This is a genomic window from Cyanobium sp. PCC 7001 (genome assembly GCF_000155635.1).
In the GTDB taxonomy this organism is placed as follows: Bacteria; Cyanobacteriota; Cyanobacteriia; order PCC-6307; family Cyanobiaceae; genus NIES-981.
In genome coordinates this window covers 742,225-756,695 of sequence record NZ_DS990556.1, presented here as the reverse complement: position 1 = coordinate 756,695, position 14,471 = coordinate 742,225, and the positions used below count along the sequence as shown (strand labels likewise).

The window sequence follows — 14,471 nt, the reverse complement described above, 5'->3', positions numbered from 1 at the left end:
TCAGGCAGCCAGCTCCAGTTCCTCCAGCAGTCGCCGCTGTTGCCGTGCCGTCACGAAGCGGTGCGCCGCCGCGGCACCGCTCACCGCCACCGGCGGCACGCCGATGCCGGGGAAGACCCCTGCACCGCAGAGCACCAGCTCGTCGAGCGGGGTTCCGCCCCCGGGGAAGGGCCCCTGATCGGCCGGCCAGGCGGGGCCGTAACTGCCCTGGTGAACCCGCAGGTAGTGCCGATGGGTGAGCGGCGTGCCCTGGAGCTCCAGCACCCGCTGGGCCTGCCAGCCGGGCAGCAGGCGCTCCATCACCCCGTGGAACAGCGCGCAGCGCTCGGCCTTGAGGGCCCGGTACGCCGGGCTGCCGCGCTCCAGTGGCTCCCACAGCTCCCAGGGCTCGTTGGCGGGGGTGTAGCCGTGGAGCACGTGGTGGCCGGCTGGCGCCAGGCCCGGATCCAGCAGCGAGGGCATCGACAGCACCGCCATGTTGCGCTCGGCGTCGATGCCCCGCTGCCAGTCGCCCACCCACACGTGATGGATCGGCAGTTCGGCCATGGCGGGGCTGGCCCGCAGGGCCAGGTGCCAGTGCAGGAAGCTCCGGCACGCTGGCGTCTGGCTCTGGCGGCGGCGCCAACGGGCCGGTACGGACCCTTCCGGCAGGAGGGAGAGGAGATCCCAGGGGCTCGTGTTGGCGATCACCCCGCGGCGGGCCCGGATGATCTCGCCGCCGCGAAGCCTCACGCCCACGGCCCGCTGACCCTCCACCAGGATCTGGGCCACCGGGGCGCGGGTGCGCACGCTGCCGCCGTGGCGCTCAACGCCCCGCACCAGGGCATTCACCACGGCGGGACTGCCACCGATGGGGTAGTCGAGGCAGGCCTCGGGTTCGAACCACTCCCCGAACAGTGTCGCCATGGCGGCGGCGCTGGTGCGCTCCATGGGCAGCCCCGAGATCAGGAAGCAGAGCAGGTCCACCCAGTGGAGCAGGAAGGGATTGCGCAGATGGCGGCGCGCCATGGGACCGAAGGCACCGCCCAGGGCCGCCAGCCGTCCGGCCTGTCCCAGCAGGCCCAGGCCGCTGCCTGCCGCCAGGGTGCTCGCCATCCCCAGGCCAGGACGCAGGGCCAGCAACGGCAGCTGGCGGGCGGCCTGGCAGTAGGGCTGGAGCCAGCGCATGAAGGCGGCCCACTCCTCGGCTGCCCCCAACCCCCGCAGCTCACGCACCACAGCCAGAAACGGATCCAGCCCCACCCCCACCCGCAGATCGCCCTCCGGCAGGAGCAGCCCCCACTCGTGATAAGTGGCCACCGGAACGCTCTCGCCCACGGCGCGCAGCACCTGGGCCAGCGGGTTGCTGCTGGGCCAGCGCCCCAGCCCCGACCACAGGGAAGGTCCCGACTCGAACCGGTACCCCTCCCGCTCGAAGCCATGGGCGGCGCCACCGGCGCTGGTGTGAGCTTCCAGCACCAGCACGCCGAGGCCGTGGCGTGCGGCGATGGCGGCGGCGCAGAGGCCCCCGAGGCCACTGCCCACCACGAGCAGGTCGGGATCGGTGGCGGGGTCTGCGCGGCTCATCCCGTCGCCCCCACCGCCTCAGGCCTGGGGCGGGGCTTCACGGCGACGACGGAGCAGGCTCGCTTGGGGCGGACTCGCTTGTCGCGCCGGCCCCAACCGCTGACGGCCGGTCTAGACCGCAGCGCTCCTGGCAGAGGCTGTCGAGATCCGGCCTGCCCGTGAGGCGCAGCCGCCAGCCCGCCCAGACGCGGTAGGCCAGATCCGCCAGGGGTCTCAGCAGGGGCCAGCGGCTTGGGGCATACAGCCAGCCCAGCCCGATCAGCCCATAGGCGCGGCGGAACACCTCCACATCGCGGAGCACCGTGCCATCGGCCGTGATCGCGTGGATCCTGCCCATCGCCTCGCGGTAGGTCACGCCGGCATGGGCCGCGGGGTCGTAGCCGGGAGCGTCGATGTCCACGAAGGCGAGACGTGGGCTGTCTCCATGGCGCCGTTGGTCGCGACGGCGCAGAACGTCCACTTCCCGCAGGCAGAGCGGACAGGCTCCGTCGTAGAGGATCTCCAGGGCAGGGGCGGGGCTGGTCATGGGCTGCTGCTCCTCACAGGCGACGGCAGTACTTGCCGCCCACGTTCATCCAGCCGGAAGGACAGGGCCTGCCGTGGGTGGGACGCACCTCGTAGCGCATGAGCCCAAGGGTGCTGCAGCGGCCGTTGAGAAGGTCCACGTAGCCCAGGGGACAGATCCAGCCGAGCTTCTTCACCTCGCGCTGGGCCTGGGCCGGTGCACTCAGCAGCAGCACGGCAGGCAGGCAAGCGAGAACCGGGAGCAGCAGGCGCATCCTGGGTGGCGGTGTGTCACTGAACTCTAAGAAAAAAGGGCATCAACGACGTCATCGTGTGCCAGACCTGTGCCAGATGAGCAAGGTGATCAAAGCCTCAGCTTCCCACTTTCCTGTCCAGCCAGAGCGTGAGCACATACACGCCGATGAACATCGGCAGGTAGGCGATCCACATGTTGGGTAAGTTCAGCTCTGCATTGTTGATCAGAACCAGCCCGGAATAGCTGATCACTCCATAGATCAAGGCTCTGCGCAACGGTCCTGCAAGTTTGTTCAAGAGAGAGGCCTCCATGCAGCCCTGACAGGCTATCGGCCCGGCAGTGATCCCTTCTGTGGCGCCGGGTTGTTGTTTCGGATTGCTTCTCACCAAGTGATCACCGCGATGGATCACGCGACGGTTCTCCGCCCCTGCCCCGCGGGTTCAGCGCTTCCCGAAGGAGGTCTGATCAAGCAGCACCTCTACCCAGTCGCCCGCGGGGAGGTCGCTCCCGCCGATCCGGCTGACCCGATGCCCTCGGCGGCGGCCCAGCTTGGAGCGGTGACGCGGGCCACCTCTGATGGGAAGCTGCCGTTGCGCTGGAGGTGGCTGCCCGTGCCATGCATGGCTCCCTCGAGAGCTGCCGGCCACCATCCCCGCTCTTCACGATGTGCTGGAAGCAGGCCCGGGTGCTGGAAGCAGGCCCGGCTGCGATGCGCTCCGGGCTTGTCGCGCGCACCCCAGCGCTCAGGTGCCCCCCACCTGGGCCCGCTGCGTTTCAACTTCGCCAAGAGCGGCCTGAGCTCAATCTCGTTGGGTGGGTGGCTGGCCTGAGGCCCGTTGGACGCACGGCCCTGCAGTCTGTCTGCAATCTGTTGGGATGCTGTCTGTGAGGAACGTGAAGGGCTCGATCGCGCTGGCGGCCGACCAGCCCGCCGATCTGCCCCGCTTCTACGGCGCTGTGCTCGAGGTGGAACCCCAACCGAGGCAGCCGGGCCGGCTTGCGCTGTGCCTGCAACGCCAGGCCGATGGCACAGGCGCTGTCGCCGTGCTGAGTGGCTGGATCACGGCAGCCCTGGAGCTGGGGGCCTCGACCCGGGCTTTGTTGTTCTCTGCACCCAGGTGGGGCCCCATTCCGACAGAGCTGCCGACTCGCTGCCCGTAACAGCATGGCGGCGAGCAAGCAGGGTCTTTGTGAGCTCCAGACCTTTTCCGGGCTCACTCCAGGGGCACACCTCAATACAGATTCCGCAGCCACGTGTTTCGGCAAAATAGGGTGCGCACTTGTCAAAGTTGACATACCACTTCTTCTGGCCTCTCACAGTCTGCTTTTCAGAGAAAATAGCGTGAGGCGGGCAATTGGTTTCGCAGATCCGGCAATTACGGCAAAGGTCGTCAACACCCAGGTCGCGCGGCTGATCGATCGCAAGGGGCAAATCGGTCAGCACCGTGGCTAAGCGCACATTGGAGCCGAATTCAGCAGTGATCAAGGATCCATGCTTGCCGAGCTGGCCAAGACCAGCGTCAATGGCAATGGGAACATGAAGCACTTCAGTGCTGGAGCCTGGGGCTAGATTGGTCGACGCCTGAGCTGGGTGGCCCAGGGATCGAATGAAGTTCGCAAGCTTGATCGCGACTCGATTGACCTGCCTGTAGGCATCCATGATCTCCCGATTGGAGCGCTGGCTCGGTGTGTGCAGCATCTCTTCTCGATTCATAGGCCATGCCACTGAGATCGCATACTGGAAATCGGGCGATGAGTCCCGGTAGCAAAAACTTGCATCCATCTTGGTGATGCCCACCAGGCTCGCGCCGAAGCGCCTCGCCGCCTCTTTGACAAGGAGGGCGGCATCTGACGGCTCTGGAGGGGCGGTGTTTCTGCGCGCCACAATTCCAACGCGACCTCCGTCCTGCCAAAAGATTTGTGCAATCTGTTGGTGAATTGAGGTGGGCTCCATAACCTGGAAATACCAGTCCAGCTTTCCCCAGGCGCGTTTGTAGGAGTCACCGAAAAATACATGGTCAGGCTGGCGGGCAGCCTCCTCGCCCAAGCCATTGATCACATTGCCTGAAAGTGGCGTCTTCCGGTATGCAAATGGATAATCCGCTGCTGGGTAATCGACTTTCATGTGGCGAGCACGTCTTCGAAGTAGCCCGGCATTTGGAGTCAGATCAGCCGGTTGAAATGACAGGTGAGGGAAAACCTGACTTTGTGGTGGACCGGGCATGTCTTCCAGCCAGATTGTCTCGCCTTTGTCGATCTTCCGCTGCTGCAGCAAGCGAAGGAGCGGGAATACTGAGTGGGTGGCGATCGCGACAGCAATGGTGAAAGACTTGCTCTTGATATGAACCATCAGAAGCTTGCTGTAGTCGTTCAACCGATCGCCAAGCGACGCTGGAGACGCGAATTTGTGAATGCTCATGGCTTTCGTGCAGGAATAAAAGTGCGATCGAGAAGGTTCGGGCTTCCTGCATGCCCGTGCAACAAGATGCGCACACAGGATCGGCTTTTTTCTTCGGGATTTTCAAATGGTTGGCTGGTCAAGCCAAGAAGTGCGCGCACGAATCCAAAACCCTCCAAAAGCCCGAGAAGCTGTTCAGCAAGATCACTGGCACTGTGCTCTGACTTCAGATAGCCAAGATCAACGCCTTTCTGGATCAGGCGTGATAGATCATCTTGTGTTCGGCCATAGGCACAGGAGTAAAAATCTCTGGCGAGATCGTGGTGTGAACGCGCCTCTTCAAACATCAACTGTGAGAATCTGATGATCTCAGGCTGATTGAGAAATCTCAGAAGCTTCGAACCAAAACTGATCAGGACTTCAACGAATTCTTCCTCTGTCTCAACATCAGTTGGAACACCCTGCTCAAAGCATTCAACCTCAGCTTCCACGACTGCTCGAAGAACCCCATTGAGCCCCTCGAAGTGCCGGTACAGCGTCGCCTTGGAAACCGAGGCAGCCTGGGCAAGGTCATCAGTCGAGACCCTGGCGAAACCCTGACTGAAAAAGAGCTCTTTGGCCGCCAGGAGGATTCGAGAACGGGGAGGGGTTGCGGCGCGGACCATCGAACAAAGCAACCGAAGGACGACTTGGGTCCGGCATCAACCAGGCCAAACAGTACTGTACCGTATTCGTCGTCGCAGTATGGCTCGCTTTCGACACGCCGGCTGGCATGGCTGCTTCGGCTGGTGTTGGTGGTCGCTTGCTTCGGGCGGGTATCGAGGCAGGGCTGTGCTTCTTGCAGCAGCTCCTCAGCCAGGGCTCGCTGCTGAGTGCGAGTCAAACTCCCGGTACGCTTCTGCCCGTCGGAGCTCAGTTCCTTGCTGGCTGCCACTGCGGCGGAAAACCTTCCAGCCGGCCTGCAGCTTTTGGGTCCAGAGCTTGATCGCTTCCTCGCGGGTGAGCTCCTTGCGGCGCTTGAGCAGCGGCGGCTCTCCGGCAGGCATCAACTCCCCCAGCGTCACCTCCAGCGACTGGCTCCAGCGGTCGTAGCGGAGCGGCTTGAAGTGGAGCACCCTCAGGCCGTCGCTGATCCGGCCCTCCCGGGGCGAAAGCGATCGCTGGAGCGGTTGTTGGTGTCACGTCAGCTCGATCACCGACACAGGACGCACTTGGTCCTCGGCTGCCGCTCACAACAATCTCCGGTCGACTCCGCTTCGTATCGACAACTGCAGCGGCTCAGAGAGCTGCTCGACTGAACAACCTGGTGAGACATGCATCCTGGTCGTGGTCCCACAACCGCTGCACGAGCTGCTCTGCCAGGCTGGGGGTCTCTTGGCTGAAGCGCTCCAGGTCCTTCACGACGAGAACGCTGCCAAGGGGCCCTGCTTGCGGTGGCCGCCGTAAACGCCGACAGGCCGCGCTGGACCAGCGGGTCTCGCTTCGGCGTCAGGTCGTGACGTTCGCAGAACCCCAGGCAGGCATCGCCTTGGCGGTCGAGCCCAGAGCGGCCATTGCCGGCCTGCTGGAGGGTCGAGACTCGGAGGTAGCTGAACGCCACCTGGCCGACGATGCGTCAGACGATCTGTGAACTTGCACTCGACACCCCCGGCGAGGGCTTCACCAACATCACCGCCGCCATTCAGGAGCTGGTCACCGAAAGCGGCTTGGACACTGGGATCTGCCTGTTGTGTGTGAAACACACCAGCTGCTCGCTCACCGTGAACGAGAACGCCGATCCGCGGGTGCTGCAGGACCTCACCACCTTCATGCGGGCGCTCGTGCCCCAGCACGGCGTGAGCCCCCTGGGGGGTGAGGGCAGCTGGCACCCCTACCGCCACAACGACGAGGGCCCCGACGACATGCCCTCCCACATCCGTACCGCCCTGACCAGCACCAGCCTCACGCTGTCCTTCCAGAGCGGCCGGCTGGTGCTGGGCACGTGGCAGGCCATCTATCTCTGGGAGCACCGCCAGGCCGGGCAGCGGCGCCGTCTGAGCCTGCATCTGATCGGTGAAGCTGACGGTTGATCCAAAACCGCCTGCCGATCGATCGTCAGCAGGGTGCTGGCATTTCCGCCAGCCAGGTCTAGCTTGCGTCCACCTGCCGGCTGTGCTGATGGTCCGCCTGTCCCGTCCGATCCTCGCTGCCTGCCTGGCCACCGTGTGCGGTGCGGGCCTGGCCGCTCTGCCCCTGCGTGCCCAGGAGAGCGAGCCGCCCGCCGTTGCCCCGATGGCCGAGGAGGCGCCCATGGCCGAGGAGACGCCGATGGCGGAAGAAGCGCCCATGGCCAAGGAGGAGGAACCCCGCACCGGCTCCGAGACCTTCAACTCCTTCATCTCCGAAGTGGATGCCTGCAATCGGGCCCAGAAGCTTCGCCCGGAGGGCTCGGTGGTCACCCGCATGCACTACTGGCGCGAGGGCGAGCCGGACGAGCGCAGCGTCTCCTGCAAGATCTACTGGAGTGAGAAGGAGGACGCCAAGCCGACCCGTCGACCGATCCTGTTCGGCCCCAGCGCCTGAAGCCTGCGCCAGCATGGCTGCAGACCTCCGCGCTGGCTGCCATGGCTGCCGTTCCCCTCACCAGCGAACAGATCGCCGCCCTGTCCACCACCCTGCCGGAGTGGCAGCTCGTGGACGGAAAACTCCGCCGCGAACTGCGCTTCACCGACTTCGTGACCGCCTTCGGGTTCATGACCCAGGTGGCGCTCGTGGCTGAAGCGATGGGACACCACCCGGAGTGGAGCAACGTGTGGAACCGGGTGGAGGTGACCCTCACCACCCATGACACCGGCGGACTCTCCGACCTGGATCTGGAGCTGGCGCGGCGGATCGATGCCCTCGCCTCCTAGGCGGCAGGCCGGTAGCGGCGCCGCTCCCAGGCTTCCAGTTGGCCAGCGGCGTTGAACCGCAGGGTGATCCGCGTGAACAGGTGCGGTTCGAGCAGAGCCCCCACCTCCAGCGTGAACGCCGCCTCGGGCAACCACTCGGGCAGGCAGGCGACCAGGCCATCGGCGAACCCGGCCGCGAGCCCGGCCGCGTTGAACCCGGCCGGCTCGAAGGTTTCGCAGGCCTCGGCAGGCTCGTCGTGCTCCGGCCAGCGGCCCGGCTGCAGCCGCTCCCGTTCCCCGACCCAGCCGCTCAGCGGCTCCAGAAACTCCTGGGGATGGTCCACGGCGGGGCGCGGCGGGTCCTGGGGCCCCAGGCTGCACCGAAACGGAGTGACCGCCAGCTGATCCAGCCGCCAGGGACGAGCGCCCTGCGGCGCACCAGGCTGGGGCAGCCACAACGCCACCAGCATGGTGCGGGAGCGCCCCTGAAACAGGTTGATCTCATGGCCGAAGCGGGATCCGGCCGCCCCACCGGCGGCGGGAGGCTCCGGCACCTGGAGGCTCGACTGCCCTCCGGCGCCGGGGAACTGCCAGCAACTGCCGCCCTGGTTGTAGGTGTGGGCCGCCAGGGGGATGCGCCGTTCCCCGCCTGGAGCGAAGCGCAGACCCACGCCGTGCCAGCTGCCGCTGCTGGGGCTGTCGAACTGGATCGTGTAGGTGCTGTGGGGCAGCTCCAGCTCAGGGTTCTTCAGATCCAGCGCGCCCTCGTCGTTGCGGCCGTACCAACGGGTGGGCCCCTGCCAGCGGCCCTCGAAGTTCTCCCGGTTGAGCTGCCACTGCCGCTCGGCTCCCGTCATCTGCTCGCCTCACTGGCTGGAATCATCGGCTCAATGCATCGAGCCGATGCCTTGGCTTCTTAGGGTCGGGGTGCCGGCTCGAGCACCTTGCGCATCACCATCATCGGTTGCGGCTGGCTCGGCCAGGCCCTGGCCCGCCACTGGTATGGCCGCCATGACCTGGTGCTCACCACCACCCGTCCGGAACGGCTGCCGGAGCTGGAGGCGCTGGGGGGTCGGGCCCAGCTGCTGTGCGGAGACGATCAGCCTGCCATGGCCCGGGCCCTGGCCGCAGCGGATGCGGTGGTGCTGACCCTGGCCCCCAGGGGCGATCGGCAGGTGGACGCGGAGGCCTACGCCGCCACCTATCTCCATACCGGCCGAAGCCTGCATGCGCTGCTGCCGGCACTGCCCCAGCTGCGCCAGATCGTCTACACGAGCAGTTGCGGGGTGTATGGCGATGCCGCCGGCGGCTGGATCGATGAGGCCACCCCTCCCGAGCCGAGGGATGCCCATGCCGCTGTGCTGCTGCAGGCTGAGCAGCTGCTTCAGGCAGCGGCCGGGCAGCTGGCGGTAGCGGTGTTGCGGCTGGGGGCACTGCATGGCCCAGGTCGGGAGCTGGGACCTCGCCTGGCCCGCCTGGCCGGCAGCCAGCGGTCCGGTGATGGCGGCACCTGGAGCAACTGGATCCATCGGGACGATGCCGTGGCGGCGATCGACCGCGTGGTGGATCGGGGCTTCAGCGGGGTGCTGAATGTGGTGGACGGCCAGCCGGTCACCCTGCGGCAGCTGGTGGATGGGGTCTGCGCGGCCCGGGGCCTGGAGCCGGTGACCTGGGAAGCCGACGATCCGGCCTCCGCCGGTTCCACCTCCAGCTCCCCTGCTGCCGGGACCGGCCTGCCCAACCGCCGCATCCGCAATCAGCGCCTGCTGGACCTGGGCGTGACGCCCGCCAGCCCCGGAGTGCTGGAGCAGCTTTCAGCAGGCTGACGCGGTGACAGCCTTCCCGGGGTTCTGTGCCTACTTTGATGGTTTACAGCCATCGGATGGGGTTCCGTTACCTCGATCGGGTTGCCAGCCCTGAGGCGATCCAGGAGTTTCTCGATCTGGCCGATCTGGCCTTGGGGGCCGGCAAGTCGGCCCACAACGTCTTCGCACTTTCGCACCGGTTGCGGGACACCCGCCCCATGCAACTTTGCCGCACGCGCCTGGAGCGCGATCCGGCCAGCTGGTCCTGGGTGCAGGAGCGACGGTCCTGCGGCCCCTACGACCTCGAGGCCCTGCGGGCGATGCCGAAGGGCAGCCTCGGCCACACCTACGGCACGGTGATGGCAACTCTGGGCTACGACATTAATTTCTTCCCCAAGCCCGCGTTTTTCAACAACCTCGATACCGACGCCGACTACATCAACTACCGGGTGTTTGCCACCCACGACATCCACCACATCCTCACTGGCTTCAGTCTCGACAACTTCGGCGAACTCGGGGTGATCAGCCTCAGCGTGGCCCAGTATTCCCACCCCGGCCTGGCCTTCACCGATCTGATCGGACTCCTGATGTCGTGGTTCCACACCGATACCCCGATCGGGGATCTCGAGAGCGAGCGGGAGCAGGCCCGCACCACGGCCTACGTGTTCCGCATGATCAGCCAGGGCCTGGAGATGGGTCTGGCGGCTCAGCCCCTCTTCCCGGTGAGCTGGGAGCTGCGGATGGAACAGAACCTCGAGGAGCTCCGAACCGAGCTGGGGATCGTTCCGATCCGCGAAGGCATCTCCAGCTGGCATAGCGACGGGGCCCTGGCGGCGGCGCTGGCCGCCTGACCAAGAACCCCGCAGCCCAGCTTGGCGCGGCTCAGACGAGCACCGGCAGCTGGGCGGGATCGCTCTGCTGGAAGCGGAGGCGCCGCTGGGGGCCTTCGCTGCCGTTGCTCGCCTCCACCACATCCACCGTGATGGTGTGGCCCGGGGTGAATTCGCCGGCCAGGATGGCCTTGGCGATCGGGGTCTCCAGCTCCCGCTGGATGGCCCGCTTCAGCGGCCGGGCGCCGTACACCGGGTCGTAGCCCACTCCGGCCAGCCAGTCGAGGGCATCGGCGTTGAGGGCCAGGCCCAGCTTCCGGTCGTCCAGACGCCGCTCCAGGCGCTTCACCTGCAGCTCCACGATCTCGCGCAGTTCCTCCTGCTTGAGGCTGTGGAAGATGATCGTTTCATCCAGGCGGTTGAGGAATTCGGGGCGGAAGTGGGCCCGCAGGGCGTCGTTCACCCGCTTCTCCATCTCGCCGTGGCGGGCGGGATCGCCGGCCAGATCGAGGATCGAACTGCTGCCGATGTTGCTGGTGAGGATCAGCACGGTGTTGGTGAAGTCTACCGTGCGGCCCTGGCCATCGGTGACGCGACCGTCATCGAGGATCTGCAGCATCACGTTGAAGACATCGGGGTGGGCCTTCTCCACCTCGTCGAACAGGATCACCGCATAGGGGCGGCGCCGCACCGCCTCGGTGAGCTGGCCGCCCTCCTCGTAGCCCACGTAGCCCGGAGGGGCTCCGATCAGGCGGCTGACGGCGTGCTTCTCCATGTACTCGCTCATGTCGATGCGCACCATCGCCTCGTCGCTGTCGAACAGCTGGGCGGCGAGGGCCTTGGAGAGCTCCGTCTTGCCCACGCCCGTGGGGCCGAGGAACAGGAAGCTGGCGATCGGCCGGTTGGGATCGCTGAGGCCGGCCCGGGAGCGCTGGATGGCATCGGCCACAGCAGTGACGGCCTGTTCCTGGCCGATCACCCGGGTGTGGAGCTCCTCCTCCAGGTGGAGCAGCTTCTCCATCTCGCTCTGCACCAGCCTGCTCACCGGAATGCCGGTCCACTTGGCGATCACCTCGGCGATGTCGTCCTCGGTGACCTCCTCCCGCAGCAGACTCTTCTCGCCACTGCCGTTGCCCTCACTGAGTTCGGCCTCCTTGGCGGCCAGCCGCTTGTGCAGCTCCGCCAGGGTGCCGTACTCCAGCTCGGCGGCCTTGTTGAGGTCGTACTGACGCTTGGCCTGCTCCACCTGCAGCTGCACCTGCTCGATCTCCTCCTTGAGGGCGCTGAGGGCATCGATCGAGCCCTTCTCCGCCTGCCACTGGGCATTGAGGGTGCTCTGCTGCTCCCGCAGCTCCGCCAGTTCCCGCTCCAGCCGCTCCAGCCGGTCCTTGCTGGCGGAATCGGATTCGCGGCCGAGGGAGAGCTTCTCCATCTCCAGCTGGAGGATGCGGCGATCGAGTTCGTCGATCTCCTCGGGCTTGGAGGTGATCTCCATCTTGAGGCGGGCTGCCGATTCGTCCACCAGATCGATGGCCTTGTCGGGCAGGAAGCGGTCGGCGATGTAGCGGCTGGAGAGCACGGCGGCCGCCACCAGGGCGTTGTCGGCGATGCGCACGCCGTGGTGCACCTCGTAGCGCTCCTTGAGGCCCCGCAGGATCGAGATTGTGTCCTCCACCGTGGGCTGGTCCACGAACACCTGCTGGAAGCGTCGCTCCAGGGCCGGGTCCTTCTCGATGTGCTGGCGGTGCTCATCGAGGGTGGTGGCGCCGATGCAGCGCAGCTCGCCGCGGGCCAGCATCGGCTTGAGCAGGTTGCTGGCATCCATGGCGCCACCGGTGGCGCCGGCGCCCACCACCGTGTGGATCTCGTCGATGAAGAGCACGATCTGCCCTTCGCTGGAGGTCACTTCCTTGAGCACGGCCTTGAGCCGCTCCTCGAATTCACCGCGGTACTTGGCTCCGGCGATCAGGGCGCCCATGTCAAGGGCGATCAGCTGGCGGTTCTGCAGGGCCTGGGGCACGTCGCCATTGACGATCCGCTGGGCCAGCCCCTCCACGATCGCCGTCTTGCCCACGCCGGGTTCACCGATCAGCACGGGGTTGTTCTTGGTGCGGCGGCTGAGGATCTGGATTGTGCGGCGGATCTCCTCGTCGCGGCCGATCACCGGATCGAGCTTGCCGTCGCGGGCGGCGGCGGTGAGGTCGCGCCCGTACTTCTCGAGCGATTCGTAGGTGCCTTCCGGGTTCTGATCGGTCACGGTCTGGCTGCCCCGCACGGCCTGAACGGCCTCCTTCAGTTTGTCGGCGTTGGTGCCGGCCTGGGAGAGCAGCTGCTTGCCGCAGCGATCATCGATCGCCAGGGCCAGCAGCAGATGCTCCACGGCGATGTAGCTGTCGCCGTAGCTCTGCTTGAGCTGGTCCGCCTGGTCCAGCACGGAATTCAGCCCCTTGCCCAGGTACACGTTGTCCGGGGGAGCGCTGAGGCTCGGCTGCCCGGCCATGAAGGCGTCCACCTTCTGGCTCAGGCCGCCCACATCCACGCCGGCCTTCTCAAGGATGCGGCCGGCCAGTCCCTGCTGGGCCAGCAGCGCAGCGAACAGGTGCTCGCTCTCCATCTGCTGCTGGCGCTTCTGCACGGCCAGCTGCTGGGCGGCCACCACGGCGCCCCAGGCTTTTTCGGTGAACAGTTCGGCGGTGGGATGCATAGGACGACCTCCCGGATTCAGGTGCTTTGTGATCAACCTATGGAGCCCGAACGGGGCTGGAACCCGTGCCAGCCGTACCGATGAGTACGGGGCTCCTCCCCCAGGGTGGGAAGGCCGAAGCGATCAGTGCGGATCCCCGTTGCAGCTCTTCAGGAAGCACCCCAGCCGGCCTGCTCTGGCCAGACTTGGCAGGCATCTCCGCTCCACCTCCCATGCGCCGCCAGGCCCTATTGCTGAGCTGTCTTGTGGCCACCCTGCCCTTGCTGAGCACGAGCGCCGAGGCCCGGGGCTTCGGCGGCGGCTTCCGGGGCGGTGGTGGTCGAGGGGTCGACCGCGGGTTTGATGGCCGCGGCGGCGGCTACCGCTTTTCCGGCGGTGGCGATGACGCCTGGCGCGGTGGCTACCGGGGTGAGCATCCGCTCTACGGGCCCGGCGTGCGCCCCGGGGTGGATGGCAACCGCGACAGCTTCAACCGCGTGACCATCAACAACAACTTCTACAACCGCGATCTGCACGGCTGGAATGACGCCTGGCGCGGTGGGGGCTACTGGAACCACCGTCCCTGGAACCACGGCTGGTACGGGGGCTGGGGTGGCTGGGGCTGGTGGGGTTCCAGCGCAGCGGCGTGGGGAGTGGCGGGTCTGGCCACCGGTGCCGCCATCGGTTCGTTGGTGAACGCCGCTGCCGACCAGCAATCCACGGTGATCGTGGTGCCCAACACCAGCATTCAGCTCAACTACGGCTCGGTGGAGAGCGTGGGCACGGCCGGGGTGAGCTTCAACTACAGCCTCGGCGGCGAGGGGCAGCTCACCGGTGCCGCCAACTGCCAGCAGGGCCTGCTCGATGGACAGGTGCCGGCCACGGTGGACCAGGCCCAGCTGCTCAACGCCGTGTGCCAGGTGGCTTACGGCAGCGGCAGCTGAATCACGCCCGCCTCGGGGCCGCACAGCTTCAGGGGGCAGCCATCCGGCCCGTAGACCGCGTCGTGGGGGGAGAGGCAGCCTCGGCTGTTCTTCTGGCTCACCTGATCAGGGGGCAGGCGCTTGGGCTGCAGGTCGCGCTGGCTGGCCGGCACCACCATCGGGCAGCCGCCGGTGATCACCGTCTGGGCGGCGGCGGAGATGCCCGCCAGCCAGAACGCCACCAGGGCTGGGATGGCAATGGCGGAGAAGCGGCTCACTCGGGCAGACCCAGCGACACCCCACTGTGGCCTACCTTCTGGCCCATCGCCTGCGCCAGCGTCGCGATCGTCTCGCCGAGGCCACTTCACCCTGTCCATCCCGCCATGACCGCGCCCTACCCCCGGAGCCTGATCGTTGAGCTGGCCACCGCGTCGCAGGAGTTCGATGCCACCGCCCGTGACCTGGAGCGCAACTGCTGGATGGCGGTGCATCGCCATGTGCACGGTGTGCTGCCGAGTGAATACGACATCCGGGAGGTGCCGGAGGATCTCTATCTGGCCGTGCTGCAACAGCGCCGCCAGGATGCCCCCACGACGTAGCCCTGGCCACGGCCGGGGAACACCGCGTCCAGATCAG

The 14,471-nt window shown here is 66.6% G+C and carries 17 protein-coding genes; 7 read left to right on the top strand and 10 right to left on the bottom strand.

Annotated features, from left to right (window positions below; all coding sequences use genetic code 11):
* The 7 genes from CPCC7001_RS03690 to CPCC7001_RS14345 all read right to left on the bottom strand — a co-directional run bounded on the left by CPCC7001_RS03690 (position 1) and on the right by CPCC7001_RS14345 (position 5,839).
* Positions 1-1,566, bottom strand: a complete 1,566-nt coding sequence (locus CPCC7001_RS03690; RefSeq protein WP_006909672.1) for an NAD(P)/FAD-dependent oxidoreductase — start codon at positions 1,564-1,566, stop codon at positions 1-3.
* Between the two features lie 37 nt (positions 1,567-1,603).
* Entirely contained in the window at positions 1,604-2,092 is a 489-nt protein-coding gene (locus tag CPCC7001_RS03685; protein WP_006910874.1) for a thiol-disulfide oxidoreductase DCC family protein, read from the bottom strand.
* A 13-nt stretch (positions 2,093-2,105) separates the two neighbouring features.
* Complete coding sequence (locus CPCC7001_RS03680) at positions 2,106-2,345, bottom strand: hypothetical protein (protein ID WP_006909879.1); 240 nt, start codon at positions 2,343-2,345, stop codon at positions 2,106-2,108.
* A gap of 97 nt (positions 2,346-2,442) precedes the next feature.
* Complete coding sequence (locus CPCC7001_RS15990) at positions 2,443-2,736, bottom strand: hypothetical protein (RefSeq protein ID WP_369699340.1); 294 nt, start codon at positions 2,734-2,736, stop codon at positions 2,443-2,445.
* Positions 2,737-3,386: 650 nt separating this feature from the next.
* Positions 3,387-4,745: a reductive dehalogenase domain-containing protein gene (locus tag CPCC7001_RS14355; protein ID WP_006910682.1), complete on the bottom strand. Its 1,359-nt coding sequence runs from the start codon at positions 4,743-4,745 to the stop codon at positions 3,387-3,389.
* Complete coding sequence (locus CPCC7001_RS14350; RefSeq protein ID WP_071778261.1) at positions 4,742-5,389, bottom strand: TetR/AcrR family transcriptional regulator; 648 nt, start codon at positions 5,387-5,389, stop codon at positions 4,742-4,744. The genes CPCC7001_RS14355 and CPCC7001_RS14350 overlap by 4 nt, the downstream gene beginning before the upstream one ends.
* Positions 5,390-5,575: 186 nt before the next feature.
* Positions 5,576-5,839 (bottom strand): DUF1651 domain-containing protein, encoded by a 264-nt coding sequence (locus tag CPCC7001_RS14345; RefSeq protein ID WP_006909196.1) that lies wholly within the window; start codon positions 5,837-5,839, stop codon positions 5,576-5,578.
* Positions 5,840-6,334: 495 nt separating this feature from the next.
* Between CPCC7001_RS14345 and CPCC7001_RS03660 the strand changes: the two genes are divergently transcribed.
* From CPCC7001_RS03660 to CPCC7001_RS03650, 3 genes are all read left to right on the top strand, one after another.
* On the top strand, positions 6,335-6,793 hold the full coding sequence (locus CPCC7001_RS03660; protein ID WP_006911482.1) for a secondary thiamine-phosphate synthase enzyme YjbQ: 459 nt from the start codon (positions 6,335-6,337) through the stop codon (positions 6,791-6,793).
* 88 nt (positions 6,794-6,881) lie between these two features.
* Positions 6,882-7,286 (top strand): hypothetical protein, encoded by a 405-nt coding sequence (locus CPCC7001_RS13945; protein ID WP_156796665.1) that lies wholly within the window; start codon positions 6,882-6,884, stop codon positions 7,284-7,286.
* Positions 7,287-7,327: 41 nt separating this feature from the next.
* Positions 7,328-7,615, top strand: coding sequence for a 4a-hydroxytetrahydrobiopterin dehydratase (locus CPCC7001_RS03650; protein WP_006909574.1), 288 nt, complete (start codon positions 7,328-7,330; stop codon positions 7,613-7,615).
* On the opposite strand, the gene CPCC7001_RS03645 is transcribed toward CPCC7001_RS03650, so the two are convergent.
* Positions 7,612-8,451: a hypothetical protein gene (locus tag CPCC7001_RS03645; protein WP_043368577.1), complete on the bottom strand. Its 840-nt coding sequence runs from the start codon at positions 8,449-8,451 to the stop codon at positions 7,612-7,614. The genes CPCC7001_RS03650 and CPCC7001_RS03645 overlap by 4 nt on opposite strands.
* A gap of 87 nt (positions 8,452-8,538) precedes the next feature.
* On the opposite strand from CPCC7001_RS03645, the gene CPCC7001_RS03640 reads away from it, so the two are divergent.
* Both CPCC7001_RS03640 and CPCC7001_RS03635 read left to right on the top strand, forming a co-directional pair.
* On the top strand, positions 8,539-9,420 hold the full coding sequence (locus tag CPCC7001_RS03640; protein ID WP_006911031.1) for an NAD-dependent epimerase/dehydratase family protein: 882 nt from the start codon (positions 8,539-8,541) through the stop codon (positions 9,418-9,420).
* 56 nt (positions 9,421-9,476) lie between these two features.
* Positions 9,477-10,250: a Coq4 family protein gene (locus CPCC7001_RS03635; RefSeq protein ID WP_043368575.1), complete on the top strand. Its 774-nt coding sequence runs from the start codon at positions 9,477-9,479 to the stop codon at positions 10,248-10,250.
* Between the two features lie 31 nt (positions 10,251-10,281).
* Here CPCC7001_RS03635 and clpB read toward each other — a convergent pair whose 3' ends face one another.
* Entirely contained in the window at positions 10,282-12,933 is a 2,652-nt protein-coding gene (gene clpB, locus CPCC7001_RS03630) for an ATP-dependent chaperone ClpB (RefSeq protein ID WP_006910499.1), read from the bottom strand.
* Between the two features lie 212 nt (positions 12,934-13,145).
* Here clpB and CPCC7001_RS03625 point away from each other — a divergent pair, with 212 nt between their 5' ends.
* Positions 13,146-13,856, top strand: a complete 711-nt coding sequence (locus CPCC7001_RS03625; RefSeq protein ID WP_156796664.1) for a hypothetical protein — start codon at positions 13,146-13,148, stop codon at positions 13,854-13,856.
* On the opposite strand, the gene CPCC7001_RS03620 is transcribed toward CPCC7001_RS03625, so the two are convergent.
* Positions 13,838-14,113 (bottom strand): hypothetical protein, encoded by a 276-nt coding sequence (locus CPCC7001_RS03620; protein WP_043368572.1) that lies wholly within the window; start codon positions 14,111-14,113, stop codon positions 13,838-13,840. The two genes, CPCC7001_RS03625 and CPCC7001_RS03620, sit on opposite strands and share 19 nt — an antisense overlap.
* A gap of 105 nt (positions 14,114-14,218) precedes the next feature.
* On the opposite strand from CPCC7001_RS03620, the gene CPCC7001_RS03615 reads away from it, so the two are divergent.
* Positions 14,219-14,434, top strand: coding sequence for a hypothetical protein (locus tag CPCC7001_RS03615; protein WP_006910965.1), 216 nt, complete (start codon positions 14,219-14,221; stop codon positions 14,432-14,434).
* The last annotated feature ends 37 nt before the right edge of the window (positions 14,435-14,471 follow it).

Excerpts from the sequence above, each read along its gene's own strand:
- CPCC7001_RS03690 (WP_006909672.1), bottom strand. The coding sequence starts at position 1,566 with ATGAGCCGCGCAGACCCCGCCACCGATCCCGACCTGCTCGTGGTGGGC.
- CPCC7001_RS03685 (WP_006910874.1), bottom strand. The coding sequence starts at position 2,092 with ATGACCAGCCCCGCCCCTGCCCTGGAGATCCTCTACGACGGAGCCTGT.
- CPCC7001_RS03680 (WP_006909879.1), bottom strand. The coding sequence starts at position 2,345 with ATGCGCCTGCTGCTCCCGGTTCTCGCTTGCCTGCCTGCCGTGCTGCTG.
- CPCC7001_RS14355 (WP_006910682.1), bottom strand. The coding sequence starts at position 4,745 with ATGAGCATTCACAAATTCGCGTCTCCAGCGTCGCTTGGCGATCGGTTG.
- CPCC7001_RS14350 (WP_071778261.1), bottom strand. The coding sequence starts at position 5,389 with ATGGTCCGCGCCGCAACCCCTCCCCGTTCTCGAATCCTCCTGGCGGCC.
- CPCC7001_RS03660 (WP_006911482.1), top strand. The coding sequence starts at position 6,335 with ATGCGTCAGACGATCTGTGAACTTGCACTCGACACCCCCGGCGAGGGC.
- CPCC7001_RS13945 (WP_156796665.1), top strand. The coding sequence starts at position 6,882 with ATGGTCCGCCTGTCCCGTCCGATCCTCGCTGCCTGCCTGGCCACCGTG.
- CPCC7001_RS03650 (WP_006909574.1), top strand. The coding sequence starts at position 7,328 with ATGGCTGCCGTTCCCCTCACCAGCGAACAGATCGCCGCCCTGTCCACC.
- CPCC7001_RS03645 (WP_043368577.1), bottom strand. The coding sequence starts at position 8,451 with ATGACGGGAGCCGAGCGGCAGTGGCAGCTCAACCGGGAGAACTTCGAG.
- CPCC7001_RS03635 (WP_043368575.1), top strand. The coding sequence starts at position 9,477 with ATGGGGTTCCGTTACCTCGATCGGGTTGCCAGCCCTGAGGCGATCCAG.
- clpB (WP_006910499.1), bottom strand. The coding sequence starts at position 12,933 with ATGCATCCCACCGCCGAACTGTTCACCGAAAAAGCCTGGGGCGCCGTG.
- CPCC7001_RS03625 (WP_156796664.1), top strand. The coding sequence starts at position 13,146 with ATGCGCCGCCAGGCCCTATTGCTGAGCTGTCTTGTGGCCACCCTGCCC.
- CPCC7001_RS03615 (WP_006910965.1), top strand. The coding sequence starts at position 14,219 with ATGACCGCGCCCTACCCCCGGAGCCTGATCGTTGAGCTGGCCACCGCG.